The 19,210-nt window shown below is 50.8% G+C and carries 16 protein-coding genes; 7 read left to right on the top strand and 9 right to left on the bottom strand.

The annotated features are described in order from the left end of the window. Positions 1-207 precede the first annotated feature (207 nt). From AB1656_24745 to AB1656_24735, 3 genes are read left to right on the top strand one after another with little or no spacing between them, the layout of a single operon-like run. Positions 208-1,722, top strand: a complete 1,515-nt coding sequence (locus AB1656_24745; protein ID MEW6238606.1) for a nickel-dependent hydrogenase large subunit — start codon at positions 208-210, stop codon at positions 1,720-1,722. A 14-nt stretch (positions 1,723-1,736) separates the two neighbouring features. After that, complete coding sequence (locus AB1656_24740) at positions 1,737-2,651, top strand: hydrogenase small subunit (protein ID MEW6238605.1); 915 nt, start codon at positions 1,737-1,739, stop codon at positions 2,649-2,651. Positions 2,652-2,663: 12 nt separating this feature from the next. Then, a complete protein-coding gene (locus AB1656_24735; GenBank protein MEW6238604.1) occupies positions 2,664-4,190 on the top strand; it encodes a methyl-accepting chemotaxis protein in 1,527 nt (508 codons plus the stop codon). A gap of 61 nt (positions 4,191-4,251) precedes the next feature. Here the strand turns inward: AB1656_24735 and AB1656_24730 are convergent, their stop codons facing one another. The 7 genes from AB1656_24730 to AB1656_24700 form a co-directional block, all read right to left on the bottom strand. Next, the gene (locus AB1656_24730) at positions 4,252-5,289 is read right to left on the bottom strand and encodes a chemotaxis response regulator protein-glutamate methylesterase (protein MEW6238603.1); all 1,038 of its coding nucleotides are present in this window, start codon (positions 5,287-5,289) and stop codon (positions 4,252-4,254) included. 154 nt (positions 5,290-5,443) lie between these two features. After that, the gene (locus tag AB1656_24725; GenBank protein MEW6238602.1) at positions 5,444-6,328 is read right to left on the bottom strand and encodes a CheR family methyltransferase; all 885 of its coding nucleotides are present in this window, start codon (positions 6,326-6,328) and stop codon (positions 5,444-5,446) included. Positions 6,329-6,474: 146 nt separating this feature from the next. Then, entirely contained in the window at positions 6,475-6,840 is a 366-nt protein-coding gene (locus tag AB1656_24720; protein MEW6238601.1) for a response regulator, read from the bottom strand. After that, on the bottom strand, positions 6,818-7,327 hold the full coding sequence (locus tag AB1656_24715) for a chemotaxis protein CheX (GenBank protein MEW6238600.1): 510 nt from the start codon (positions 7,325-7,327) through the stop codon (positions 6,818-6,820). The genes AB1656_24720 and AB1656_24715 overlap by 23 nt, the downstream gene beginning before the upstream one ends. A 240-nt stretch (positions 7,328-7,567) precedes the next feature. Continuing rightward, positions 7,568-9,748, bottom strand: coding sequence for a methyl-accepting chemotaxis protein (locus tag AB1656_24710; protein MEW6238599.1), 2,181 nt, complete (start codon positions 9,746-9,748; stop codon positions 7,568-7,570). 39 nt (positions 9,749-9,787) lie between these two features. Beyond that, on the bottom strand, positions 9,788-10,306 hold the full coding sequence (locus tag AB1656_24705; protein MEW6238598.1) for a chemotaxis protein CheW: 519 nt from the start codon (positions 10,304-10,306) through the stop codon (positions 9,788-9,790). Between the two features lie 143 nt (positions 10,307-10,449). After that, positions 10,450-13,467, bottom strand: coding sequence for a chemotaxis protein CheA (locus AB1656_24700; GenBank protein ID MEW6238597.1), 3,018 nt, complete (start codon positions 13,465-13,467; stop codon positions 10,450-10,452). Positions 13,468-14,165: 698 nt separating this feature from the next. On the opposite strand from AB1656_24700, the gene AB1656_24695 reads away from it, so the two are divergent. From AB1656_24695 to AB1656_24680, 4 genes are all read left to right on the top strand, one after another. Further along, the gene (locus AB1656_24695; protein ID MEW6238596.1) at positions 14,166-14,516 is read left to right on the top strand and encodes a hydrogenase maturation nickel metallochaperone HypA; all 351 of its coding nucleotides are present in this window, start codon (positions 14,166-14,168) and stop codon (positions 14,514-14,516) included. After that, the gene (gene hypB / locus AB1656_24690; GenBank protein ID MEW6238595.1) at positions 14,500-15,153 is read left to right on the top strand and encodes a hydrogenase nickel incorporation protein HypB; all 654 of its coding nucleotides are present in this window, start codon (positions 14,500-14,502) and stop codon (positions 15,151-15,153) included. Before AB1656_24695 ends, hypB begins: the two co-directional genes overlap by 17 nt. A gap of 128 nt (positions 15,154-15,281) precedes the next feature. Continuing rightward, on the top strand, positions 15,282-16,031 hold the full coding sequence (locus AB1656_24685) for a cytidylate kinase-like family protein (protein MEW6238594.1): 750 nt from the start codon (positions 15,282-15,284) through the stop codon (positions 16,029-16,031). Positions 16,032-16,168: 137 nt separating this feature from the next. Further along, complete coding sequence (locus AB1656_24680) at positions 16,169-16,630, top strand: hypothetical protein (GenBank protein ID MEW6238593.1); 462 nt, start codon at positions 16,169-16,171, stop codon at positions 16,628-16,630. A 20-nt stretch (positions 16,631-16,650) separates the two neighbouring features. On the opposite strand, the gene AB1656_24675 is transcribed toward AB1656_24680, so the two are convergent. Continuing rightward, entirely contained in the window at positions 16,651-17,751 is a 1,101-nt protein-coding gene (locus AB1656_24675; GenBank protein ID MEW6238592.1) for a hypothetical protein, read from the bottom strand. 103 nt (positions 17,752-17,854) lie between these two features. Then, on the bottom strand, positions 17,855-19,183 hold the full coding sequence (locus tag AB1656_24670; protein MEW6238591.1) for a flagellar hook-length control protein FliK: 1,329 nt from the start codon (positions 19,181-19,183) through the stop codon (positions 17,855-17,857). Between the last annotated feature and the right edge of the window lie 27 nt (positions 19,184-19,210).

Raw genomic sequence — 19,210 nt, 5'->3', positions numbered from 1 at the left:
CGATCGCAGCCCCTATAAAATAAACCCTTTTCTCTGTTATTATTAAGAAATAATACTTAATCCGTAAAAACGTCATGTTTATTTCATATAAAGAGAAGAAGATTTTTTCTTTTTAAATTAGGGAAAAGCCGAAAATATTTCTTAATTGGGAACGGAAACGCTTTTCTTTTATCAAGAGATATATAGACGGAAAAGAGGCGGCAACTCATGGCTAAGACGGTTCATATCGATCCGCTTACTAGAATCGAAGGCCATTTGGCCATTCGCGTGGAGGTGGAAAATAACCGCGTGACGGACGCTTTCAGTTCCGGGGAAATGTTTCGCGGTTTTGAAGTCATTCTAAGGGGGCGCCATCCGTTGGACGCCCAACAAATTACTCAACGCATTTGCGGCGTATGCCCTATTTCCCACGGAGTGGCTTCCATTCTTGCTCAGGACGCCGCCTATGGCGTACAACCTCCTAATAATGGGCGCCTGGCTCGAAACTTGATCCTTGGCGCCAACTTTATCCAATCGCACATTATCCATTTTTATCACCTTTGCGCGCTCGATTTCATCGACATCGCCGCTATTGCGAATTATCAGGGCAAGGATGCCGTATTAGTCAGTCTAAAAGATTGGGTAACGCATCAATTGGAATCCAAAGCGCTTTATCCCGCTGCGCCTTTTCTGCCCCGATACGATGCGCAATACGTTTCGGACGCCGAAATCAATATCTCCGCCATCAAACATTATCTGGAAGCGCTCGACATGCGGGCGTTGGCTCACCAAATGGCCGCTTTGTTCGGCGGGAAATTGCCGCACGCCGCCACTCTGGTTCCCGGCGGCGTATCGGAAACCATCGACGCCGTTAAAATCGCCGCTTATCGTTCGAAACTGAAAAAAGTGCAAACCTTTATCGATGAATGCTATATCCCCGACGTATTGGCTGTGGCGAGCGTCTTTCCCGATTATTTCAGCATCGGCAAAGGCATCGGCGCCTACCTCGCCTACGGCGTCTTCCCCGAATCGTCCGATGGCGCCGCCCGGCTTTTCCCTCCCGGGGCGATGATCGACGGAAAATTGGAAGAATTCGAAGCCGGCAAGATTGCCGAAGACGTCCGCAGCTCCTTCTTCTCGTCTCCTTCCGGTTTGCGTCCTTCGGAAGGCGCGACGGTTCCCGCGCCAGGAAAGAGCGGAGCCTATTCCTGGCTTAAAGCGCCTCGCTATGGCGGAAGACCGATGGAAGTTGGCCCCTTGGCCCGCATTCTCGTCGCCTATCATAGAGGGACAAATACCGCTGTGAAATCTTTGGTCGATTCCGTATTGACTCGATTCTACAGCGGTCCGGAAGTGTTGAATTCCGCGTTGGGACGCCATGCGGCGCGGGCGATCGAGACGAAAATCGTCGCCGATCGATGTGCGGAATGGGTTGAACAATTGAAGCCCGGCGCCCCCACTTATCACGATTTCGAGATTCCTCCATCGGCGACGGGCGCCGGTTTGCATGAAGCGCCGAGGGGAGCATTGGGCCATTGGTTGGAAATTCGCGACGGCCGCATCGCCAATTACCAATGCGTAGTGCCTACGACGTGGAACTGTTCTCCACGCGACGATCGCGGCGCGCGGGGGCCTGTGGAAGAAGCGTTACTGAATACGCCGATCGCCGACGAAAAGAATCCGATCGAAGCGGCGCGCGTCGTGCGCTCGTTCGATCCATGCATCGCCTGCGCCGTACATTGAGAAGGAGTGATCCCATGCCGCGTATAACCCGCCGGGAATTTTTGGAACGGAGCGTAAAACTAGCCGCTATGATGGGTCTGGGCGCAACCGCCGCTCCCCGCATCGCGGAATCGTTGGAACAACTGGCCGCCGGCCAGGCGCCGGTCGTTTGGTTGCAAGGTCAAAGCTGCTCTGGCTGTTCCGTTTCTTTTTTAAACGCAGACAGCCCCACTCCCGCCGAAATACTCACGGGATCGATTTCTCTGCGCTTCCATTCGACGCTTTCCACCGCCACGGGCGAGATTGGAATGGAGATCGTTCATCGCATGATTCAAGAGGGGGGATTTTATCTCGTCGTGGAAGGCAGCATTCCCGCGGGAATGCCGGAAGCCTGCAAAATGGGCGAAGAGTCCATCGCCAGCCTGGTTTCCCGTTCCGCGCAAAAAGCAAACGCCGTCATCGCCATTGGGGCTTGCGCGGCGTTTGGCGGCATTCCCGCCGCCGAGAATAATCCGACCGGAGCCGTCAGCGTCCCCCGATTTCTGGAAAACGAGGGAATAGCGAAGCCTCTTATCCGGCTGCCGGGCTGTCCTTGCCATCCGGATTGGTTGACGGGTACGCTGGTTCATCTTCTCCAATTCGGTCTGCCGGAACTAGACGGCTTTAATCGTCCCAAGATGTTTTACGGCCGGCTGATCCACGAACAATGTCCCCGCTTCGCCGATTACGAGCGGGAGTCCTTTGCCCAGACCTTGTCCTCCGAAGGCTGTCTTTTTAAGTTAGGATGCCTCGGTCCGCAGACTCATGCGGATTGTACGCTGCGCTATTGGAACTCCCATACCAACACTTGCATCAAGGCGGGCGCTCCTTGCATCGGCTGCGCTTCGGAAACTTTCGCATCCAAAGCCGACTTTCCCTTCTATCGGAAAGGCGAGTCCAACAAGGCCTAGGGAAGTGAGCTCATGAGAATTCATACGAAATTGATCTTATCGCTCTTGGCAGGCTTGATCGTCGTGGTCACGTTTGCCCAACTCCTCCAATATAAAAGCATGGTGAAGCAAATCACCGGCCTGTCGGACGGCAACATCCGTATTTTGCGCGAACGGGAAGAGACAAACGCAAAAAATATCTACAAATCGGTGGACCGTTCCATCGCCGGATCTTTGGAGAGGGGTGAAATGAAGAAATTCACTCAACTGCTCCAAGAACAAAAAGAAGTGGAAGGATTGTTGGAATTCTCTTTATTCGACCGCAATGGCGTCGTTACACACTCCTCGGACGCCGCCAATATCGGAAAAAAAGCGCCGGATGACCTCAAAGACCGTTTGTTGAGCCATCCCGATATGATTATGCGGCATATTGGCGAAGCGATCGAAATCTTCCAGCCCCAACCCGTCGTTCAAGATTGCATTCGTTGCCACAATGCCTGGAAAATGGGAGAAAATGGAGGCACTACCTATTTTCGCTTCTCGACCAAGGCCTTGGCGGACGTCGAACGGCAAGCGACGGCTACCATAGCCGTCATGAAGGAAGGCAGCTTTCATAATTCCGTTTATACGATATTAGGCGTCATCGTCGTCATCGTCGTCGCCATGTTTATTCTTGTGCGGCGCTTCGTAGGCGCACCTCTGGGAAAATTCGTGAATTTACTGCAACTCTTCGAACAGGACGAAGGAGACCTCACGCGCCGCATCCCTATCAAGAGCCATGACGAAATCGGCATCGTAGCGAACTTGTTCAATTCTTTTATCGAAAAACTGAACGCCGTAATTACGCAAGCGCAACAAGCGGCTTTCGTCGTAGGCAGCAGCGCGACGGAACAGGCCAGCGCCGTGGAACAAACCTCCGCTTCCATCAACCAGATCGCCAGCATGACCAAGCACAACGCCTCCAAAGCTCAGGAAGCTAACGAACTCATGCAGAATATCATCAAGGAAATCAACCAGGCCGACAGTTCGATGTTCTCGCTGAATAAATCGATGGAGGAACTTTCGGAAGGAAGCGCCGAAACGGCGAAAATCATAAAAACGATCGATGAAATTGCTTTTCAGACCAATCTTCTCGCCTTGAATGCGGCCGTCGAAGCGGCGCGAGCGGGCGAAGCGGGGCAGGGTTTCGCCGTTGTGGCCGATGAAGTCCGCAACCTGGCGATGCGATCCGCCGAAGCGGCGAAAAATACGGCGGCGCTCATCGAAGACACGGTGAAAAAAATCAAATATGGCGGCAATTTGTTGAAGACGACAAGCGAAGCGTTTTCCGATGTTTCTGATAAAAGCAAAAAAGCCTCCAATCTCGTCGAAGGAATCGCCGTTGCTTCCAACGAACAGGCCCAGGGAATCGATCAGGTCAACAAAGCTTTATCTGAAATCGACCAATCCACCCAGGAAAACGCCGCCCAATCGACATCCCTTTCCCAGACTATGTCTACGTTCAAGACGGATTATGTGGATGAGAATCGCCTTATGACCTATCGCGGCCAGGAAGAGTAAAGAAATGGCGATTTCACAGACGGGTTATTTGGGCCGATTATTTCTTATTTCTGACAGCGGATTAAGTCGAGTCGCAGAGTTGCAGTATTTTTTCCGCAATATGCTCTAGGGGCAAAACGTAATCTACGGCGTTCAATTTAATGGCTTCCTTCGGCATCCCGAAGACGATGCAGCTGGCTTCGTCCTGAGCGATGGTCGATGCGCCGTTCTCTTTCATTTTCAACAATCCTTTGGAACCGTCTTTTCCCATTCCGGTCATAATGACGCCGATGGCTTGACCTCCTGCATTTCGGGCTACGGATTGGAAGAGCACGTCGACGGAAGGGCGATGCCGGCACACCAGCGGCCCTTGTTTTACTTCCACCTGAAACTGGTTCTTGTTTTTTTGCAGCGTCATGTGCCGATTGCCGGGCGCGATCAGCGCTCGGCCAGGAACGACGGAGTCTCCATTCTCCGCTTCCTTAACTTCGACCTGGCAAATCTGGTTTAAGCGGTTGGCGAAAGATAACGTGAAATGTTCAGGCATATGTTGGACGACGATCATGCCCGGGGCGTTTTCCGGCATCTTATGAAGAAGAATCTGCAAGGCTTGGACGCCTCCGGTGGACGCTCCAACGGCGATGATTTTATTGGGAGTTTTCTTTAATGGGAGGCGCTTCGCTTGTGCGGAAGGACTTGCTAATCGGACATCCCGCTTTTGCACGTCCACCTGGGCCGCCGCCTTGATCTTATCGATCAATTCCACAGACATGTCGCCGATCCAGTACCCTTTTTTCGGTTTGCACATCACTTCCACCGCTCCCGCCTCCATCGCTTCGAGGGCCACTTCCCCTCCTTCAGGCGCCAGAGAGGAGATGACGATGACCGGCAGCGGGTAATAGTGCATCAGTTTGCGCAGAAAGGTGATGCCGTCCATACGCGGCATTTCGATATCCAGGGTAATGACGTCCGGCTGGAGATAGACGATCATATCGCGGGCGATATAGGGATCCGGAGCCGAACCAACGACTTCAATGTCAGGATCGCGCGACAATTCTTCCGTAAATATTTTTCGCACCAGCGGCGAGTCGTCAACGATGAGGACTTGTATTTTTTTCATGGCCGTCGATTGTCGGGATAAAGCAGATTCTATTATTGATTATATCAAGCCGCGGTTATCCCTCAAAAAGATAAAGATGGTTAGGTTTTTTACGAATGCTCGAAAAATTCCTGAGTGGCCGATCGAAAACTCGAACCATCTTTCTCTAGGATCCTCATTCTTTTATATATATAGAGGGTTTAATCATGCGAAAGTTATTCGCCAGAAGCTTTATGCTTTCCGAATAGCCGATAAAGAGATATCCATCGGGTTTTAGGAGCCGATGGATGTTCTCCAGCAGTCTTTTGCGCACGGCGTCGTCGAAATAGATCAGAACATTGCAGCACAAAACGGCGTCGAAAGGTCCACGCATCGGAAAGGGGGGAGCGGATAAATTGAGCCTGCGGAATAGGATATATTCTTTCACGAATGGCTTGATCTCGTAAAACGATTTTCCTTCTCCATGAAGCGCCTGGAAATACTGCGGAATGTAATAACCGGGAACCGGCTTCAGTTTTTCTTTTTCGTAGAGTCCTTGCATTCCCTCTTTAATTACTCGAGTGGAAATATCCGTTGCGAGAATCTTAATGTCGACGCGCCGTCTATCGGCCGCGTCGAGAAGTTTCATGGCTAAGGAATACGGCTCTTCTCCCGTAGCGCAGGCGGAAGACCAAAAACGAAACCGGCTGCGGCCTTCTTCGATCCATTGGGAAAAAACCTGGCTTAGAAAATCCAGGTGGTCAGGTTGGCGAAAGAAACTGGTAACGTTGGTGGAAATGACGTCTAGGAGATTGTAAATTTCCTCGCCGGTTTCGTCGTAATACAAGTGGTTGAGATAGGCTTTGTAATCTTTTAGGTCGAGAGTGCGCATCCTTTTGGCGATGCGGGCGGAAACCAACGACTCTTTCCCCGTCCCTAGAGAGATGCCGCTTTTTTCGTAGATGATGGTTCGGAACTGCTCGTAGGAAGCAGCGTCCATCTCCGAAAAGCGAAAAGGAAGATTTTGAGATTCTTGCGGAAAACGATTCAATAGATTGGCGTTGTAGGTTTGAATGGTCAAAAAAATTCACCACCTCAGTCGTTTGCTCAATGTAACAACATCCGCCGATTCGCGTTGGCCTCGGCGTCGAAAGGGAATCGTCGAGCCTCCTTGAATCCAATTTCCAGTCCGTTAGCGTTAAATGCTGTAGGGGATTCTACGCTCGATTATTTTTTCCCTAGCGTCTCTTGAACGCGGATGATAATCGTGTCCGTTTTGAACGGCTTCACGATATAATTGTTGGCGCCCGCTTTGAGCGCTTCGATGATTCGGCCTTTTTCCGCTTCCGTCGTAACCATGATGACCGGCATCGTTTTTCCCGCATCGCGGATTTTCTTCAATGCCTCCAAACCGGACATCTTTGGCATATTCCAATCCATTAAAATGACGTCGTATTGATTTTTCTCGACTTCGGCCATAGCTTCCAATCCGTCGGAAGCTTGTCCGAATTCGTTAATGCCCGCCTGGATTAGAGATTGCATCAGAATCCTGCGCATGGCGTCCGAATCGTCAACAATCAACGCTTTCATCATTTCTCCTCTTTCGATTATTCATTTCAAGGTGGATCAAGATTTCAAAAGGTCCAATCTCACTGGCGAAAGGAACTTCCAGCCATGCGGAGCGGGAGAGAATTTGGGTGAAATTATGGCTGTCTCGAATGATTTCTGGAAGGCTAAGATCAAGGGGCGGACCGTTCAATCCCGCCTGTATTCTCGATTTCGCGCCTCCCGCCACAATATTGGCGAACTCGGAGACGGCGTCCAAAACGCAATCGTCTACGGTTTCCATATCCAATCCGATGAACCGATGCGCAACTTCGATCGCCGTAGCGGCGGGAAGAAAAAAGACCAATATGCCATTGGTCGTTCCCGCAAATTGGATTTTAACAGCGATTTCCCGTGCGCCGACAGGTTGGCGGCGCGTAAGTCGTATGTCGCCGCGCTTCACTTCGCTGCCCAGCATGGTGGAAAAAAAATCGCAAACGCTTTCCACGAATGGATTAATATAATTGTTATTCAAAGTCCCCATTCCCGCGAATAGAATAAAATTATTGCGATCGCATCGATTCTATTTTTTTGTTTTATATAGAGCCTCTTGCAAAATTCCTTTATTCCTCCCCCAAGCTTGGGGGAGGTTAGGAGGGGGTTGACATAAGTCCATTAAAATCAACCCCCTCTAACTCCCCCCAATCTTGGGGGGAGAATTTTAAGACGGATTTCATTAATTTTGCAAGAGCCTCTACTTAGTTACTTCTTTTCCTTAAAAATCCCCAAAATCGTCATCCAGCGGAATCACGTCTTCCGGACGGAGATTTTTTCTCTCATCCGGGCTGAGTTTCTGGGAATTTTTCTTTGATAACGGCAATTGTTTTCTTTCCTTGGTCTCTTGGCGCAGCATAAGGGGTTGGCGTTTCTGGAACGCTTGTTTATCCTTTCCCGTCTTGTCTTTTCTCCCGCGTTCCCATTCGTTCACCATTGTTTTTTGGGCTGTTTGATCGCCGATCAAGGAAACAAGGGTTTTCATCGTATCGCTGAGATACTTGGCTTGGGCGGAAAGTTCATCGCTGGCGGCGGCGGATTCTTCGGCGGAAGCCGTATTGGATTGCGTGATTTTATCCATTTGCATCACGGCTTCGTTGATCTGTCCGATGCCTTGAGCCTGTTCGTTGCTGGCGGAGGATACCTCCGCGATATGCTGGGTTACCCGTTGAATTCCGGAGGCGATTTTTTCCAAAATGTCCGCCACTTCATCCGAAACGGAAACGCCGTGCTCCGCATTCTTTTGCGATTCTTCGATGAGTTTCGACGTGTTCTGGGCGGCTTTGGCGCTGCGTTGAGCCAGGTTGCGCACTTCTTCGGCCACGACGGCGAATCCCTTGCCCGCCTCGCCCGCGCGGGCCGCTTCCACGGCCGCATTCAATGCCAGCAGATTAGTTTGAAAGGCGATCTCGTCGATCGTCTTGACGATATGCGCCGTTTCATCGGAGGACGATTTGATTTGCTGAATCGCCTTCGTCATCTTCCGCATCGAATCGCGGCAACTTTCGGCGGATTTATGCAAATCCATCGTCATGGCGTCGGCCTGACGGGCGTTTTCCGCATTTTGCTTGGTCATGGAGGACATTTCCTCCAAGGAAGCCGACGTCTCTTCCAACGAGGAGGCCTGTTCGTTGGCGCACTGGGCCAGCTGTTGGCTGGATTGGGCGATATGGTCCGCCGCCGTCGTAACGTTCTCCGTCGTTTCGGCCAGCCGACTTACGGAGAAACCGATTTTCCGGGTAATTCCCAACGTCACCAAGAACCAGATCGATATGGCGGCGAGAATGCTCACGCCCGCAACGATGGATAATAAGATATTGCTGGTGCGGCCGATCTGGGAAATTTTTCTCTCCGCTCGAAAGATTTCGTCTTCGTACGCTCCGGCGCCGATGATCCAATCCCAGGGTTTGAAATACATAATACGGGCGATTTTGGAACGAGTCGTCGCCTCGCCTTCGTTCTTCCAAGGATAGATTTGTTCGCCGATTTCGTCTTGTTTCAAACTGACGGCTATTTTGCAAATGTCTTGAATGAAAAATCGGCCCGCATCGTCTTTGGAATCCCATATATTTTGCTGATCTCGCTTTCCCTCTTTTGATATGACGTAGGTTCCTTTGGAATCGAGGACGTATACGTAGCCGCTTTCGCCGATTTTGATATTTTTGATCTCCCGAGAGACGGTTTCGGGCACGCCGACATAGAGCGCACCGATCACTTTTCCGCCGCCATCGAATATCGGTTCATAGGCCGTTATATACCATGCGTTGACGACATAAGCCAAACCTCTGTAGGTTCGGCCGGCGAGCAGGGTTTCGACGACGGGATTGGGCGCGCCATCCGGATTGGTTTTGGGAATATAAGTGCCGATGGCCCTAGTTCCATCCAGTTTCAAAACGTTAGTGCAGACGCGGAGCATATCTCCCGCCTCGTTCATCCGCTGGAAGATGGTGCAAGTTCCCCCTACTTTCTTCTTCACATCGTCAACGATAGGAGAGTCTATGTCGATCTCTTTATTTTGCTTGAGCCAGACGTTGCCCACCATCATTTTGGGCAGGTTGATCGCGCTGCCGTCTTTCGTAAATTGATTGATGGCCGACCAGGAAACCATTTCGCTGGGAGAAAAACTGACGGCGCCGTAGGTTTTCATCACGCTATCCGCTACGGATAAAGAAGCGTCTACCGCTTGTTGCAGAACTTCGGCGTGGCTTTGGCACATGGCATAAACGCCCTTGACGATATGGTCGAGGTCCGCCCTCGCCAATTGGATGCACTCTTCCGACGCTGCTTTCTCCATCTTTTGGTTCGATTTCAATACAAGAACGAGGGTAATGACCATAGGCGCGACCGATAATATTAATCCAATCGATAAGAGTTTCGCCCGTAAATTGAAATGAATCGTCATAATTTGCATTCTCCCATTCGTTTTATCCGCCACAATCCATCAGTGCGAGACCTGGTCGATTAATCTGATCTCCTCGAAGGAAAGGATTTTGCCGATATCCAACAGCATGATAACGTTTTTTCCAACCTGGCCGACGCCTAAAATGAAATCCGTATTCACATTCGCCCCAAAAGAAGGCGTAGGTTCAATTTGTTCGGCGCGGATATTGACGACCTCGGAGACGTCATCGACGATAACGCCCATCGTAACTTGGGAAACGGATTGATCGATCTGTACGACGATAATGCACGTTCTTTCCGTATCTTCCTTTGAAGGCAATTCGAATTTTCGCCGCAAATCGATGACGGGAATGATTTTGCCCCGTAAGTTGATCACTCCCCTCACAAAATCGGGCGTGCGCGGCACCGTTGTGATTTCCATCAAGCCGATAATCTCCACGACTTTCATAATTTCGAGGCCATACTCTTCCTTGCCCAGCCGGAATGTGAGATATTTACCCGCTTTGCTCTCCAAGCCGGAATCGGCCCCATTGCGGGAGGAAACTTTTTCGCCGTTCATTTTTTCCGTGACTCCTTCTGTTTTTCATCGGTATGAGACTAGTGGTCTATTTCAATTGATTTTTTGTAATTAAACTGTGAAAAACTCCCTCACCCTAACCCTCTCCCAGAGGGCGAGGGAACTATTTCAAATGAAATGAACCACTAGTACTCATCTGGAATCGCCGCCGATTCTCGCAGGGAACGGTTTTTGGCGGTACTGTCGTTCGCCAGCCGCACCAATCCGCCCACGTCCAATATCAAACCAACGCGGCCGTCCGGAAGGATCGCTCCACCGGAAATCCCCGGCAATCCTTGAAAAATTTCACCGATGGATTTGATGACGATCTGCTGCTGGCCGATCAATTCGTCGACGAGGAGCCCGGCCAATTTTTCGTTGTCTTCTACCACGACGATCAATGCTTCCGTAGGATCCGGTTCTTGTCTTTTCAATTGAAAGAGTCGCCCCAGCCGAAAGATAGGCACTAATCGGCCTTGCAGTTTCAACATCTCCCCCCGGTCCATCACGGTGGTAAGATCGCTGCGGCGCGGTTGCAACGATTGGATGATGGAAAGTGTGGGTAGAATATACCGCTCGTTCCCCACTCGGACGACCATTCCGTCGATGATCGCCAACGTCAACGGAAGCCGTATGGTGAAGACGCTTCCCTTGCCGAATTCGGAGCGGATTTCCACTTGCCCTCGCAGCGATTCGATGTTGCGTTTCACCACGTCCATCCCCACGCCCCGTCCCGACACTTCGGTGATCTTTTTCGCCGTGGAAAAGCCCGGTTCGAAGATCAGGTTGAAAATATCGCGTTCGCTGAGAGAGTCGCCGTCGCGGATCAAGCCCCGTTCTCGCGATTTGGCCAGGATGGCTTCGCGGTCAAGCCCTCGCCCGTCATCTTCGATTTCGATCAGAATATTCCCCCCTTTGTGAAAAGCCCGCAATTCGATCCGTCCCGTTTCGGGCTTATTGGCTAGCCGCCGTTTTTCCTTGCTCTCCTCGATGCCGTGATCGACGGCGTTGCGCATCATGTGCACAAGCGGATCGCCGATCTTATCCACAACCGCCTTATCCAATTCCGTATCTTCGCCGAAAAGGACGAACTCGATGGGCTTGTTCGTTTTGTGGGATAAATCCCGAACCAGACGGGCCATCTTTTGGAACGTGGCGCGGATGGGAACCATGCGCAAAGACGTTCCCATTCCCTGCAACTCGCGGGTAATTTTATCCAACTGCCGGAGATGACGGTCCAACCGCTGGGCGTGTATGTCCTCTTTTTCGAAAGATTGCCGCACCATAGAGAAGGCGATGACCAGCTCGCCGATCGTTTCCACCAGGTGATCGAGACGAGCGGCGTCGACTTTCACCACTTCCTTGATTTTAATGCCCTGACCCGGCATCGAGGATTTCGCCGCCAAGGGGGGAGTGACGGCGCTTGGCGAAACCGTCACCGATTTTTCCACCGTCGCTGGGACGGCGGCGGATTGGACCGCGGGTGAGGGCGCTGGTTTTATTTGGGGTTCAGCTAGTGTTTTCGGCGGCAATTGAACATCTTTATGCGGGATGGGACCCGCTTTGATGGGTGAGGGAGGTTTTTCCTCTTTTCGCCCATATATTACGGCCTGGATTCCGGCCACGACTTGGGGTAAATCTTCGTATGGAGATAGAGAAGCGCCAGAGGCCAAGGATTCTTTGAGATTGTTGACGAGATATTTCATCGCGTCCACAGCGGCGAAAGTGATATCGATCGCTTCCCCTTCCAAAACGAGATTTCCTTTTCGGGCGCGATCCAACAAACTTTCCGCTTCGTGAGCCAACGAACGAATTTCCCCCAGTTCCAGGCAACCTGCTACGCCCTTGATGGTATGGAATGCGCGGAAGACGGCGTTGAGGGCTTCCTCATGAGTGGGTTCCGTTTCCAATGTGAGAAGATGCACGTCTGAAGCGTCCAAATGCTCCATTGCCTCGGAAATGAAGTCATGGAGAATTCCCAAATCCATTTCGGCGGGAAGGGCGATTGGGGCGGGAGGCTCTACGCTTTCTGGAGGCGGCGGCGCTTCAGGTTTTTCCTCCGCCAGCGGTTCTTCCGCTTTTTCGATTTGCCTCAAGAGACGGTCGATCGCTTCAGGTTTAGGTTTTTTCCCCGCATAAGCGTCGAACGTTTGCGAAAGCCAATCTTTCACGTTTAAAAGAATATCGATGATCAGGCTGGGTTGAATTCGCTTGATCAAATCTTCCGCCGCATGACAAAGGCGCTCGATGTCGTGCAGCCCTAACATGCCGGATTCCCCTTTCAGGGTATGAATCAACCGATGCAGGGCGCGCTTATTCTCCTCATTGTCTTCTTTCTCCAAGATGAGAAAAAGTTCTTCCATCTCTTCCAAGGCGCTGTTCTGACGAGTGAGAAAATCGGCGAACATGGCTTCTTCTACGCCGGGAGGCGGAGATAATGCGGCGGATTCCTGGCGTGGAGCTTTACTCTGAGTTAGCAGCGCCGATAGTTGCGATTTTTTCTCGAATGGATATTGTTCCAATTCCGGCGGGAATTCGGTTTGGCTTTCTCTTCGGCCTTCGCAAATCGCGGCTTGCAATACGGAAACGGTCTTATTGATTGTATCGATGGCGCTGGAAGGATCGGGAATTTCCCGAAAAATCAACTTTTCGATGATATTCATCGCTGCCGCTGTCGCCGCCGTGATTTTCGTTTGGGATTGCGTTTGCGCCCAGCGTTCGATAGCTTCGAACTGGGAATGAATTCCCGCTAAAACCTGCATATCGTTGAGGTTGGATAAGACTAATGTTTCCGAAAGAGTTTCGATGATCTCTTGTATATCGATCTTCGGCGCATCCGTTCGAGGCGCAGCGTCCTCGCCTCCAGATTTTTCCTCTTCGCCATAAAGTTCAAGAAGTGTGGACGCCGTCTTTCGGACGGCTTCGAGAGAGTCATCGCGATCCGGAACTTCTTCCAAGATGATTTTTTCGACCAGGTTCGCCATCTCTTCCGCCGCGACGATGACGTTCGGCTCGGAATGCTCCTTCGCCCATTGGCCAATCTCTTCGAATTGCGAATGAATTCCCGCTAATACCTGGGGATTGGCTAGGTTTTCGGAAGCGAGTTTGGCGCAGAGAGCGTTAATCGTTTCTTTGATGGCCACAGCTACCGTCCATGACGTCATCCTGCATCGCGGCGCGAAATATCCAGCGCCGATATAGGAATCCGGTCCAATAGGTTAAAATTCGGCGAAAGAAAAAGCCGCCTTCCATCGAAAATTCCAATGGAATCTAACTGCTGATATTTTAATCCGTTTCTTTATGGGTCTATTTCGTAAGACAACTCCTAAGAAAACACTTTTATAAGTCACGTAAAATGTACCCAAAAGGTTGGGTAGCAAGGGCAAACCGCCATCCCAGCCTTGAAAGGCTGGGCTATTTTCATATGCCCCTTTAAAGGGGCAAACGACAATAGCCCGCCGTTTCAACGGCGGGGCGGCAGGGCTTTTCTTTCTGCCATCGCCGAGTGCCTTTCCTCGGTAAGTGACTCATCGGTCAACATTTTTCTATATCCCGCAAGAAAAGTTAAGGGCTTTCATGCGATCGTTTTTCGCTTTTGCGGGCGGGATGCCCGTATTCCCGGATACGTAACATGAGTTATTGAAAAAGGTTTCCATCCGCGAATGTTGTTAGTCTTGAGCGAACCGGTTACAATGATGAAACATAAGTTTTATCCTTATTTTACTCTATTCCCGGCGAGGTTCTAAAGAAATCTCTTGCCATAATCGCGAATGGCGCGCCGGGAATCTTCCAATGAGGATTTGCTCCAACGTCTGCTTTTTTGGAGTGGGAATAATCGCTCTCCCATAACGGGAACGATCGTATGCACGAGCTGGGATTTGCGGAACAAATATTGAATTGCGTGGAAGAGGAAGCGCGCCGGCATGGGGCGCGCAAAGCGTTGCGCGTTAAATTGCGCATGGGAAAGTATTCCGGGCTGGAAAAGGCGAGTTTATTCTTCTGTCTCGAAGCCATCTCCGCAGGCACCCTGATGGAGGGAGCGGAAATCGAAATCGAAGAGACCGCCGCCGAATGGTTCTGCGCGAATTGCGGACGCTATTCCTCAGACGGTTATGCGGAACCGATTTGCCCCGCTTGCGGCGGAAAAGCCGTCCTGACGGAGGGAATGGAACTTTACGTAAAGGAAATCGAATTGGATGACGACGAAGGTTGAGCTCGATCGAAAAGTGAAAGCCAAAGGATGGGAAATCGCGGAAGCTTTGCGCGCCGATTTCCGCAAGAGAGGCATTTACGCCGTGAACCTGATCGGTTCGCCGGGCGCGGGAAAAACCAGCCTCTTGGAAGCGCTGGCGCCGCGCCTGCAAGGCAAAGCGGCGGTCATCGAAGGCGATTTGCAGACGGACGAAGATAAGCGGCGCATCGAACGCTGCGGCCTGCCCGCCTATGAAATCAACACTATCGGCGCATGCCACCTCGACGCCAAGATGGTGGAAAACGCCTTGACGGAATTTCCCATCCCGGACAAGCAATTCTTGTTCATCGAAAACGTCGGCAATCTCGTTTGTCCCGCCAGTTGCGAGATCGGCGAGGATATCAAAATCGCCGTCATTTCCGTTACGGAGGGCGGCGACAAACCGGCGAAATATCCAGTCGCCCTGCGAGTTTCCGCCGCGATGGTCATCTCCAAACTGGATCTTCTTCCGTACGTCGATTGCGATGTAGAACGAATGGAACGGGACGCTCTCGCCGCCAATCCGGAGATTGAAATTTTTAAAATTTCCGCTAAGAATGGCGATGGTCTCGATGAATTCCTTTCCTGGTTGGAAGAATTGAGGGCGGCGAGGAATTGAGATTTTCTCCCGACTCTTCGTGCTGCGAAGGAAAGGGAATATTTCGATCGCCAAAGATGGATTTCGAGTAAAATAAAGGCGGGGGGCCTTAGAGGGCGCCCTAGGATTCCAAAACAGGAGGCGCCGGTATGACCGATATTCATCAGATCGTCAATCGTCAAATCAACCGCTGGAACCAAGAAATCTCCCTTTATAAAGAAAGCCTGAAATTAGATGAAAGCGCGGAACATCCCGCGAAAGCCAAACCCGTCGTTACGCTTTCCCGCCAGCGCGGCTGCCGGGGAAGGGAATTCGCTCACCTGCTCGCCCATGAATTGCATTACGGTCTCTTTGACCGGCAGATCGTCAATTACATCGCCGAACACATGGGCGTACGCAGCGAAATGGTGGAATCGCTGGACGAACACGAGCGCTCAGCGTTGGAGATATGGGTGCAAGGCATGTTGAACCAGCGGCTGGTGGAGCGCGACGATTATTTCCGCGCCTTGGCGGAAGCCGTGAAAACCATTTCCTTCCAAGGCGGCGTCGTGATCCTGGGACGGGGAGCCAATTTTTTATTGCGCCGCACAAACGCCTTTCATTTGAGATTGATCGCCCCCATCGAAATCCGGATTCGCAACTTGGCCGATTATCGCGGAGTGGAACCGTCCGAGGCGGAGAAAGAGATCGAGCGCGTTGATGGCGAACGCGCCCAATTCATTAAACGGTATTATCGCCACGATATCAACGATCCCTGCGTTTACGATTTAACGATTAATATGGAGAATACAACTCTGGATGCGGCGGTAAAAATCGCCTTATCCGCTTTACGCGCCCGGGGATGGTCTCTCGAATTAACCGGGGGGGATAAACGAACCAGAGCCAAAAAATTGCCCTAGACTTCCGTTCGCTCTCCTATCGCCTAGAACGGAAGGAAAGAAATCCGCATAATAACTCGTATGGAATACGAGAGAGAATTGCTTTGCTCGTTCCGCCGGTTCGGCGGGAATAAAACGTTTTGCGCCATGAGACGAAAATGAGCATTCCCGAATTTATCGTCGAATTCATAAAAGCCTATGCCCAAATGGTTTCCGCGCTGGTTTGGCCTTTAGTTACGATCGTCATCTTCGGGACGTTCATTTATTATCTGGACCGTACCTTGAATTTTTTTGGACGGCGCAAGAAACAACCCTTATCCTGGGGCAAGCTCGAAAACCTAATCGGCCAATTGGAAAAACGCCATCTGTCTCTTCCCGCATCCACCGACCGCGAGGAACGGCGGCGCTTGCTCGTCTGCCGGGAAATCGCAAACGCCAAAGAAGCCCTCGCCCAGCGGGATCAGGAAAAAATTCAGGAATCCTTATTCGCGATCGGCGCTCTAGCCCTTGAAAGCGATAAGAATCTCCCCAAATGGAAAGCGATTGAAGATAATTCTCCAGCGCTAAATCCGGAACTGATTTTTCCGGATCGAACGCCCAATCCGCCGCCTTCCGAATAAGAGGCCATGTTTGTAGGAAATCATAATTCCACGCCGATTTTCCTGGCGGTTTCCTTGATGGCGATAATTTTTTCGTAAACGTAATCGGCGTCTTCCTTCGATTCCGGAATTTGTCTTTCTGCGAAATCCCGAATATATAGTTTATCTTCTTCTGAGAGGTCGGGTTTGGAAAGCATATCGTAGAATATTTTTTTATATTCTTTCAGATTGTTCAACGCCGCCTCGCGCGGGAGATATCCCTGGCGTACGGCGGCGGCGATTTCCACCGAAGCCGTGGAACAACGGAAATTTTTATAGGCGTAATATTCCAGTAGAGGATAGAGCGAACAGGACGTTTGTATGGAACTCGAATCGTATAATCCTTTCGCTTTGATAACGGATACGATTTTATCTTTGTCGTAATCGTTGATAATGCTAATGTAAGGAAAGACGACAGTAGGAAGTTCCTCGTCTTGCTTTTCGAGAAGGGAAGCGATTTCGCAATCGAAGACATAGTTCAACATATCGATATCGACGTATTCCATCAACAATTTTATCAGCCGCTTGATGCTGGAAAACGATTCCGAAACGATGATCTGAATAGGATCGGCGCAATACAACACGAAAGGAATATTCATCCGCAACGCCATCAGGCAGCCTGTCAACGTCATATACGAAGAGCAAACCTTGCACGGCGTCATTTCACTCTGATATTGATGGGAGCGATTCTCTTTCGCGAAAACGCTTCGCATCAAGGCCTTATATTTGGCATGAGCGGTGAAGTAAAGATGTTGGACATCCATCTTATCCAACACTTTCTGGACGTTTTGAATAGCGTTGTCGCTTTCGAAAGGATGGTTGTACGTATAAACCAATATCTTTCTTTGTTCTTCATGGATCAATTTCCAAAGCATGTAAATGCTGTCTTTCCCTCCGCTTAACATCAATACGGATTCGTAATCGCCGTTCGCTGGCTTGTAGGACTGAAATTTTTCGTAATTGGAGGCGATCTCTTCGTAGTTCTCGATCCAATGGTTGCGGTTTTCTCCACGACAGATATCGCATTCGCCGTTTTCATCCAAGGCAATTCCCGGATGAGAGGAATGAAGAACGCACTTGCGGCAATAAGTCAATGTTTCCATGCGCTGTCCTTTCGCGGCGGTTGATCTGATATTGTTTCGCAAGCGAATCCGTATTTGATTTTGAATGAAAAAAACATGATTATGATGCGGGGGAAAAATCGGCTCAAGCGCGGACATCCAATCCTTTGGAAGAAATCGGGAACGCCGTTGGATTTTCTGGTTGCAGCGTATCGGGAATCTCTCCGGTTTTCACAAAGGCGCCGTCTATGACGAACCCCTTACGAATCAGAGCCTCTTTCAATTCATCCAACGCCGTTTCGAGAAATTGGCGCGCTTTTTCTTGGCTCGCTGTCAGATGAAGCGTCAGTTTCGGACGATTCCATTGCATGTCTGCGTGAATCGGTCCCAATTTGGACATCTCTACGCGGAATTCGATGGACGCGGATTTTTTATCTTGGCCTTTGGGTTTATAAAGCAATTCCAGATTTTTCGTTTCGCCGTCGCCTCGCAGGGGAACTTGCAGAAAAAAGAATGCCGCGTTCCCATCCTCTTGCGAGGGCAGGTTTCGCAACGCCTGTACGGATAGGCTTTCGTGCAGCGTTTTCGCCTGTTCGATCAGCGAATGGATAGCGTCGCCATGTTTCGTCGTTTCAAAAAGCGGCTGCAATTCAAGCAACAGCGACAACAGCCGAACCGCCAATTCGCCGAACGATTTCACTTCCTCTCCTCCGGCATTTTGAATAAACGCTTCCGGAGATTTCAAAGCGGATCGCAAATACTCCTCCAGCGCTTCCTGGAATTTTTGGCTGGAAGAATCTCGCAACGAAGGCATCTGGCTTTGCATGAGATGGCGGAATTCGCTTAATTTCCGGCGGATATCCGGCGGAACGGATTTTTCGTCATCATCCTTATCCAATTCCTCTTCCAACTCTTGCAGCTCCGTTAACAGCCGATCGGCGGTTTGCGCGGGTTGGCGCCGCTGAGCGAAGAGATGGGCGATAAAGGAAACAAGAGATTCGCTGACCGGAAGACCACGGCTAAACAGGAACGATAACGCCGAAATCTGATCCCCCGTCAAATTGCGAAGCATTTGCGACAGTTCATTCAATACGGCGCGATCCAAGGGAATCCCGGCAGCGAGCAGCGCCTGCGCGATGAATTGAGCATTGGCTTGCGGCAGACCCATATTGGCCAGCGTTGAACCAAGCGTTCGCGAGGCGGACGCTGCCGAATTTTGACTCTCTTCAGGGCGAAGTTCCAATTGAATTTGATCGCCAACCAGGCGCGCCAATACCTGTTGGCCGGGCTTCATATCCAATCCCTTAACATCGATGGGATAAGGCCGGCCCTGGAACGATACGACGGTTTTGTCTTCCGTCTGAGATAAAACGGTTCCCATCAAAGATCCCGCTTTAAGAAGATTCGCCAATCCGGACGATTGCGCCGAAGCCGTCAACGTTGGCGGAGATTGAACGCGAATGGCGTCGGGCATCGTTCAAATCCCCCATATTCGGAATAA

The sequence above is a fragment of the Candidatus Omnitrophota bacterium genome (assembly GCA_040755155.1).
Lineage (GTDB): Bacteria > Hinthialibacterota > Hinthialibacteria > Hinthialibacterales > Hinthialibacteraceae > JBFMBP01.
Note: the sequence above shows the minus strand (reverse complement) of the source record. Positions and strands in the feature narration are given on the sequence as shown.

What these genes read in the sequence shown, in the direction of transcription:
- AB1656_24745 (MEW6238606.1), top strand. Translation starts at nt 208, where the DNA reads ATGGCTAAGACGGTTCATATCGATCCGCTTACTAGAATCGAAGGCCAT.
- AB1656_24740 (MEW6238605.1), top strand. Translation starts at nt 1,737, where the DNA reads ATGCCGCGTATAACCCGCCGGGAATTTTTGGAACGGAGCGTAAAACTA.
- AB1656_24735 (MEW6238604.1), top strand. Translation starts at nt 2,664, where the DNA reads ATGAGAATTCATACGAAATTGATCTTATCGCTCTTGGCAGGCTTGATC.
- AB1656_24730 (MEW6238603.1), bottom strand. Translation starts at nt 5,289, where the DNA reads ATGAAAAAAATACAAGTCCTCATCGTTGACGACTCGCCGCTGGTGCGA.
- AB1656_24720 (MEW6238601.1), bottom strand. Translation starts at nt 6,840, where the DNA reads ATGATGAAAGCGTTGATTGTTGACGATTCGGACGCCATGCGCAGGATT.
- AB1656_24710 (MEW6238599.1), bottom strand. Translation starts at nt 9,748, where the DNA reads ATGACGATTCATTTCAATTTACGGGCGAAACTCTTATCGATTGGATTA.
- AB1656_24705 (MEW6238598.1), bottom strand. Translation starts at nt 10,306, where the DNA reads ATGAACGGCGAAAAAGTTTCCTCCCGCAATGGGGCCGATTCCGGCTTG.
- AB1656_24700 (MEW6238597.1), bottom strand. Translation starts at nt 13,467, where the DNA reads ATGACGTCATGGACGGTAGCTGTGGCCATCAAAGAAACGATTAACGCT.
- AB1656_24695 (MEW6238596.1), top strand. Translation starts at nt 14,166, where the DNA reads ATGCACGAGCTGGGATTTGCGGAACAAATATTGAATTGCGTGGAAGAG.
- hypB (MEW6238595.1), top strand. Translation starts at nt 14,500, where the DNA reads ATGACGACGAAGGTTGAGCTCGATCGAAAAGTGAAAGCCAAAGGATGG.
- AB1656_24685 (MEW6238594.1), top strand. Translation starts at nt 15,282, where the DNA reads ATGACCGATATTCATCAGATCGTCAATCGTCAAATCAACCGCTGGAAC.
- AB1656_24680 (MEW6238593.1), top strand. Translation starts at nt 16,169, where the DNA reads ATGAGCATTCCCGAATTTATCGTCGAATTCATAAAAGCCTATGCCCAA.
- AB1656_24675 (MEW6238592.1), bottom strand. Translation starts at nt 17,751, where the DNA reads ATGGAAACATTGACTTATTGCCGCAAGTGCGTTCTTCATTCCTCTCAT.
- AB1656_24670 (MEW6238591.1), bottom strand. Translation starts at nt 19,183, where the DNA reads ATGCCCGACGCCATTCGCGTTCAATCTCCGCCAACGTTGACGGCTTCG.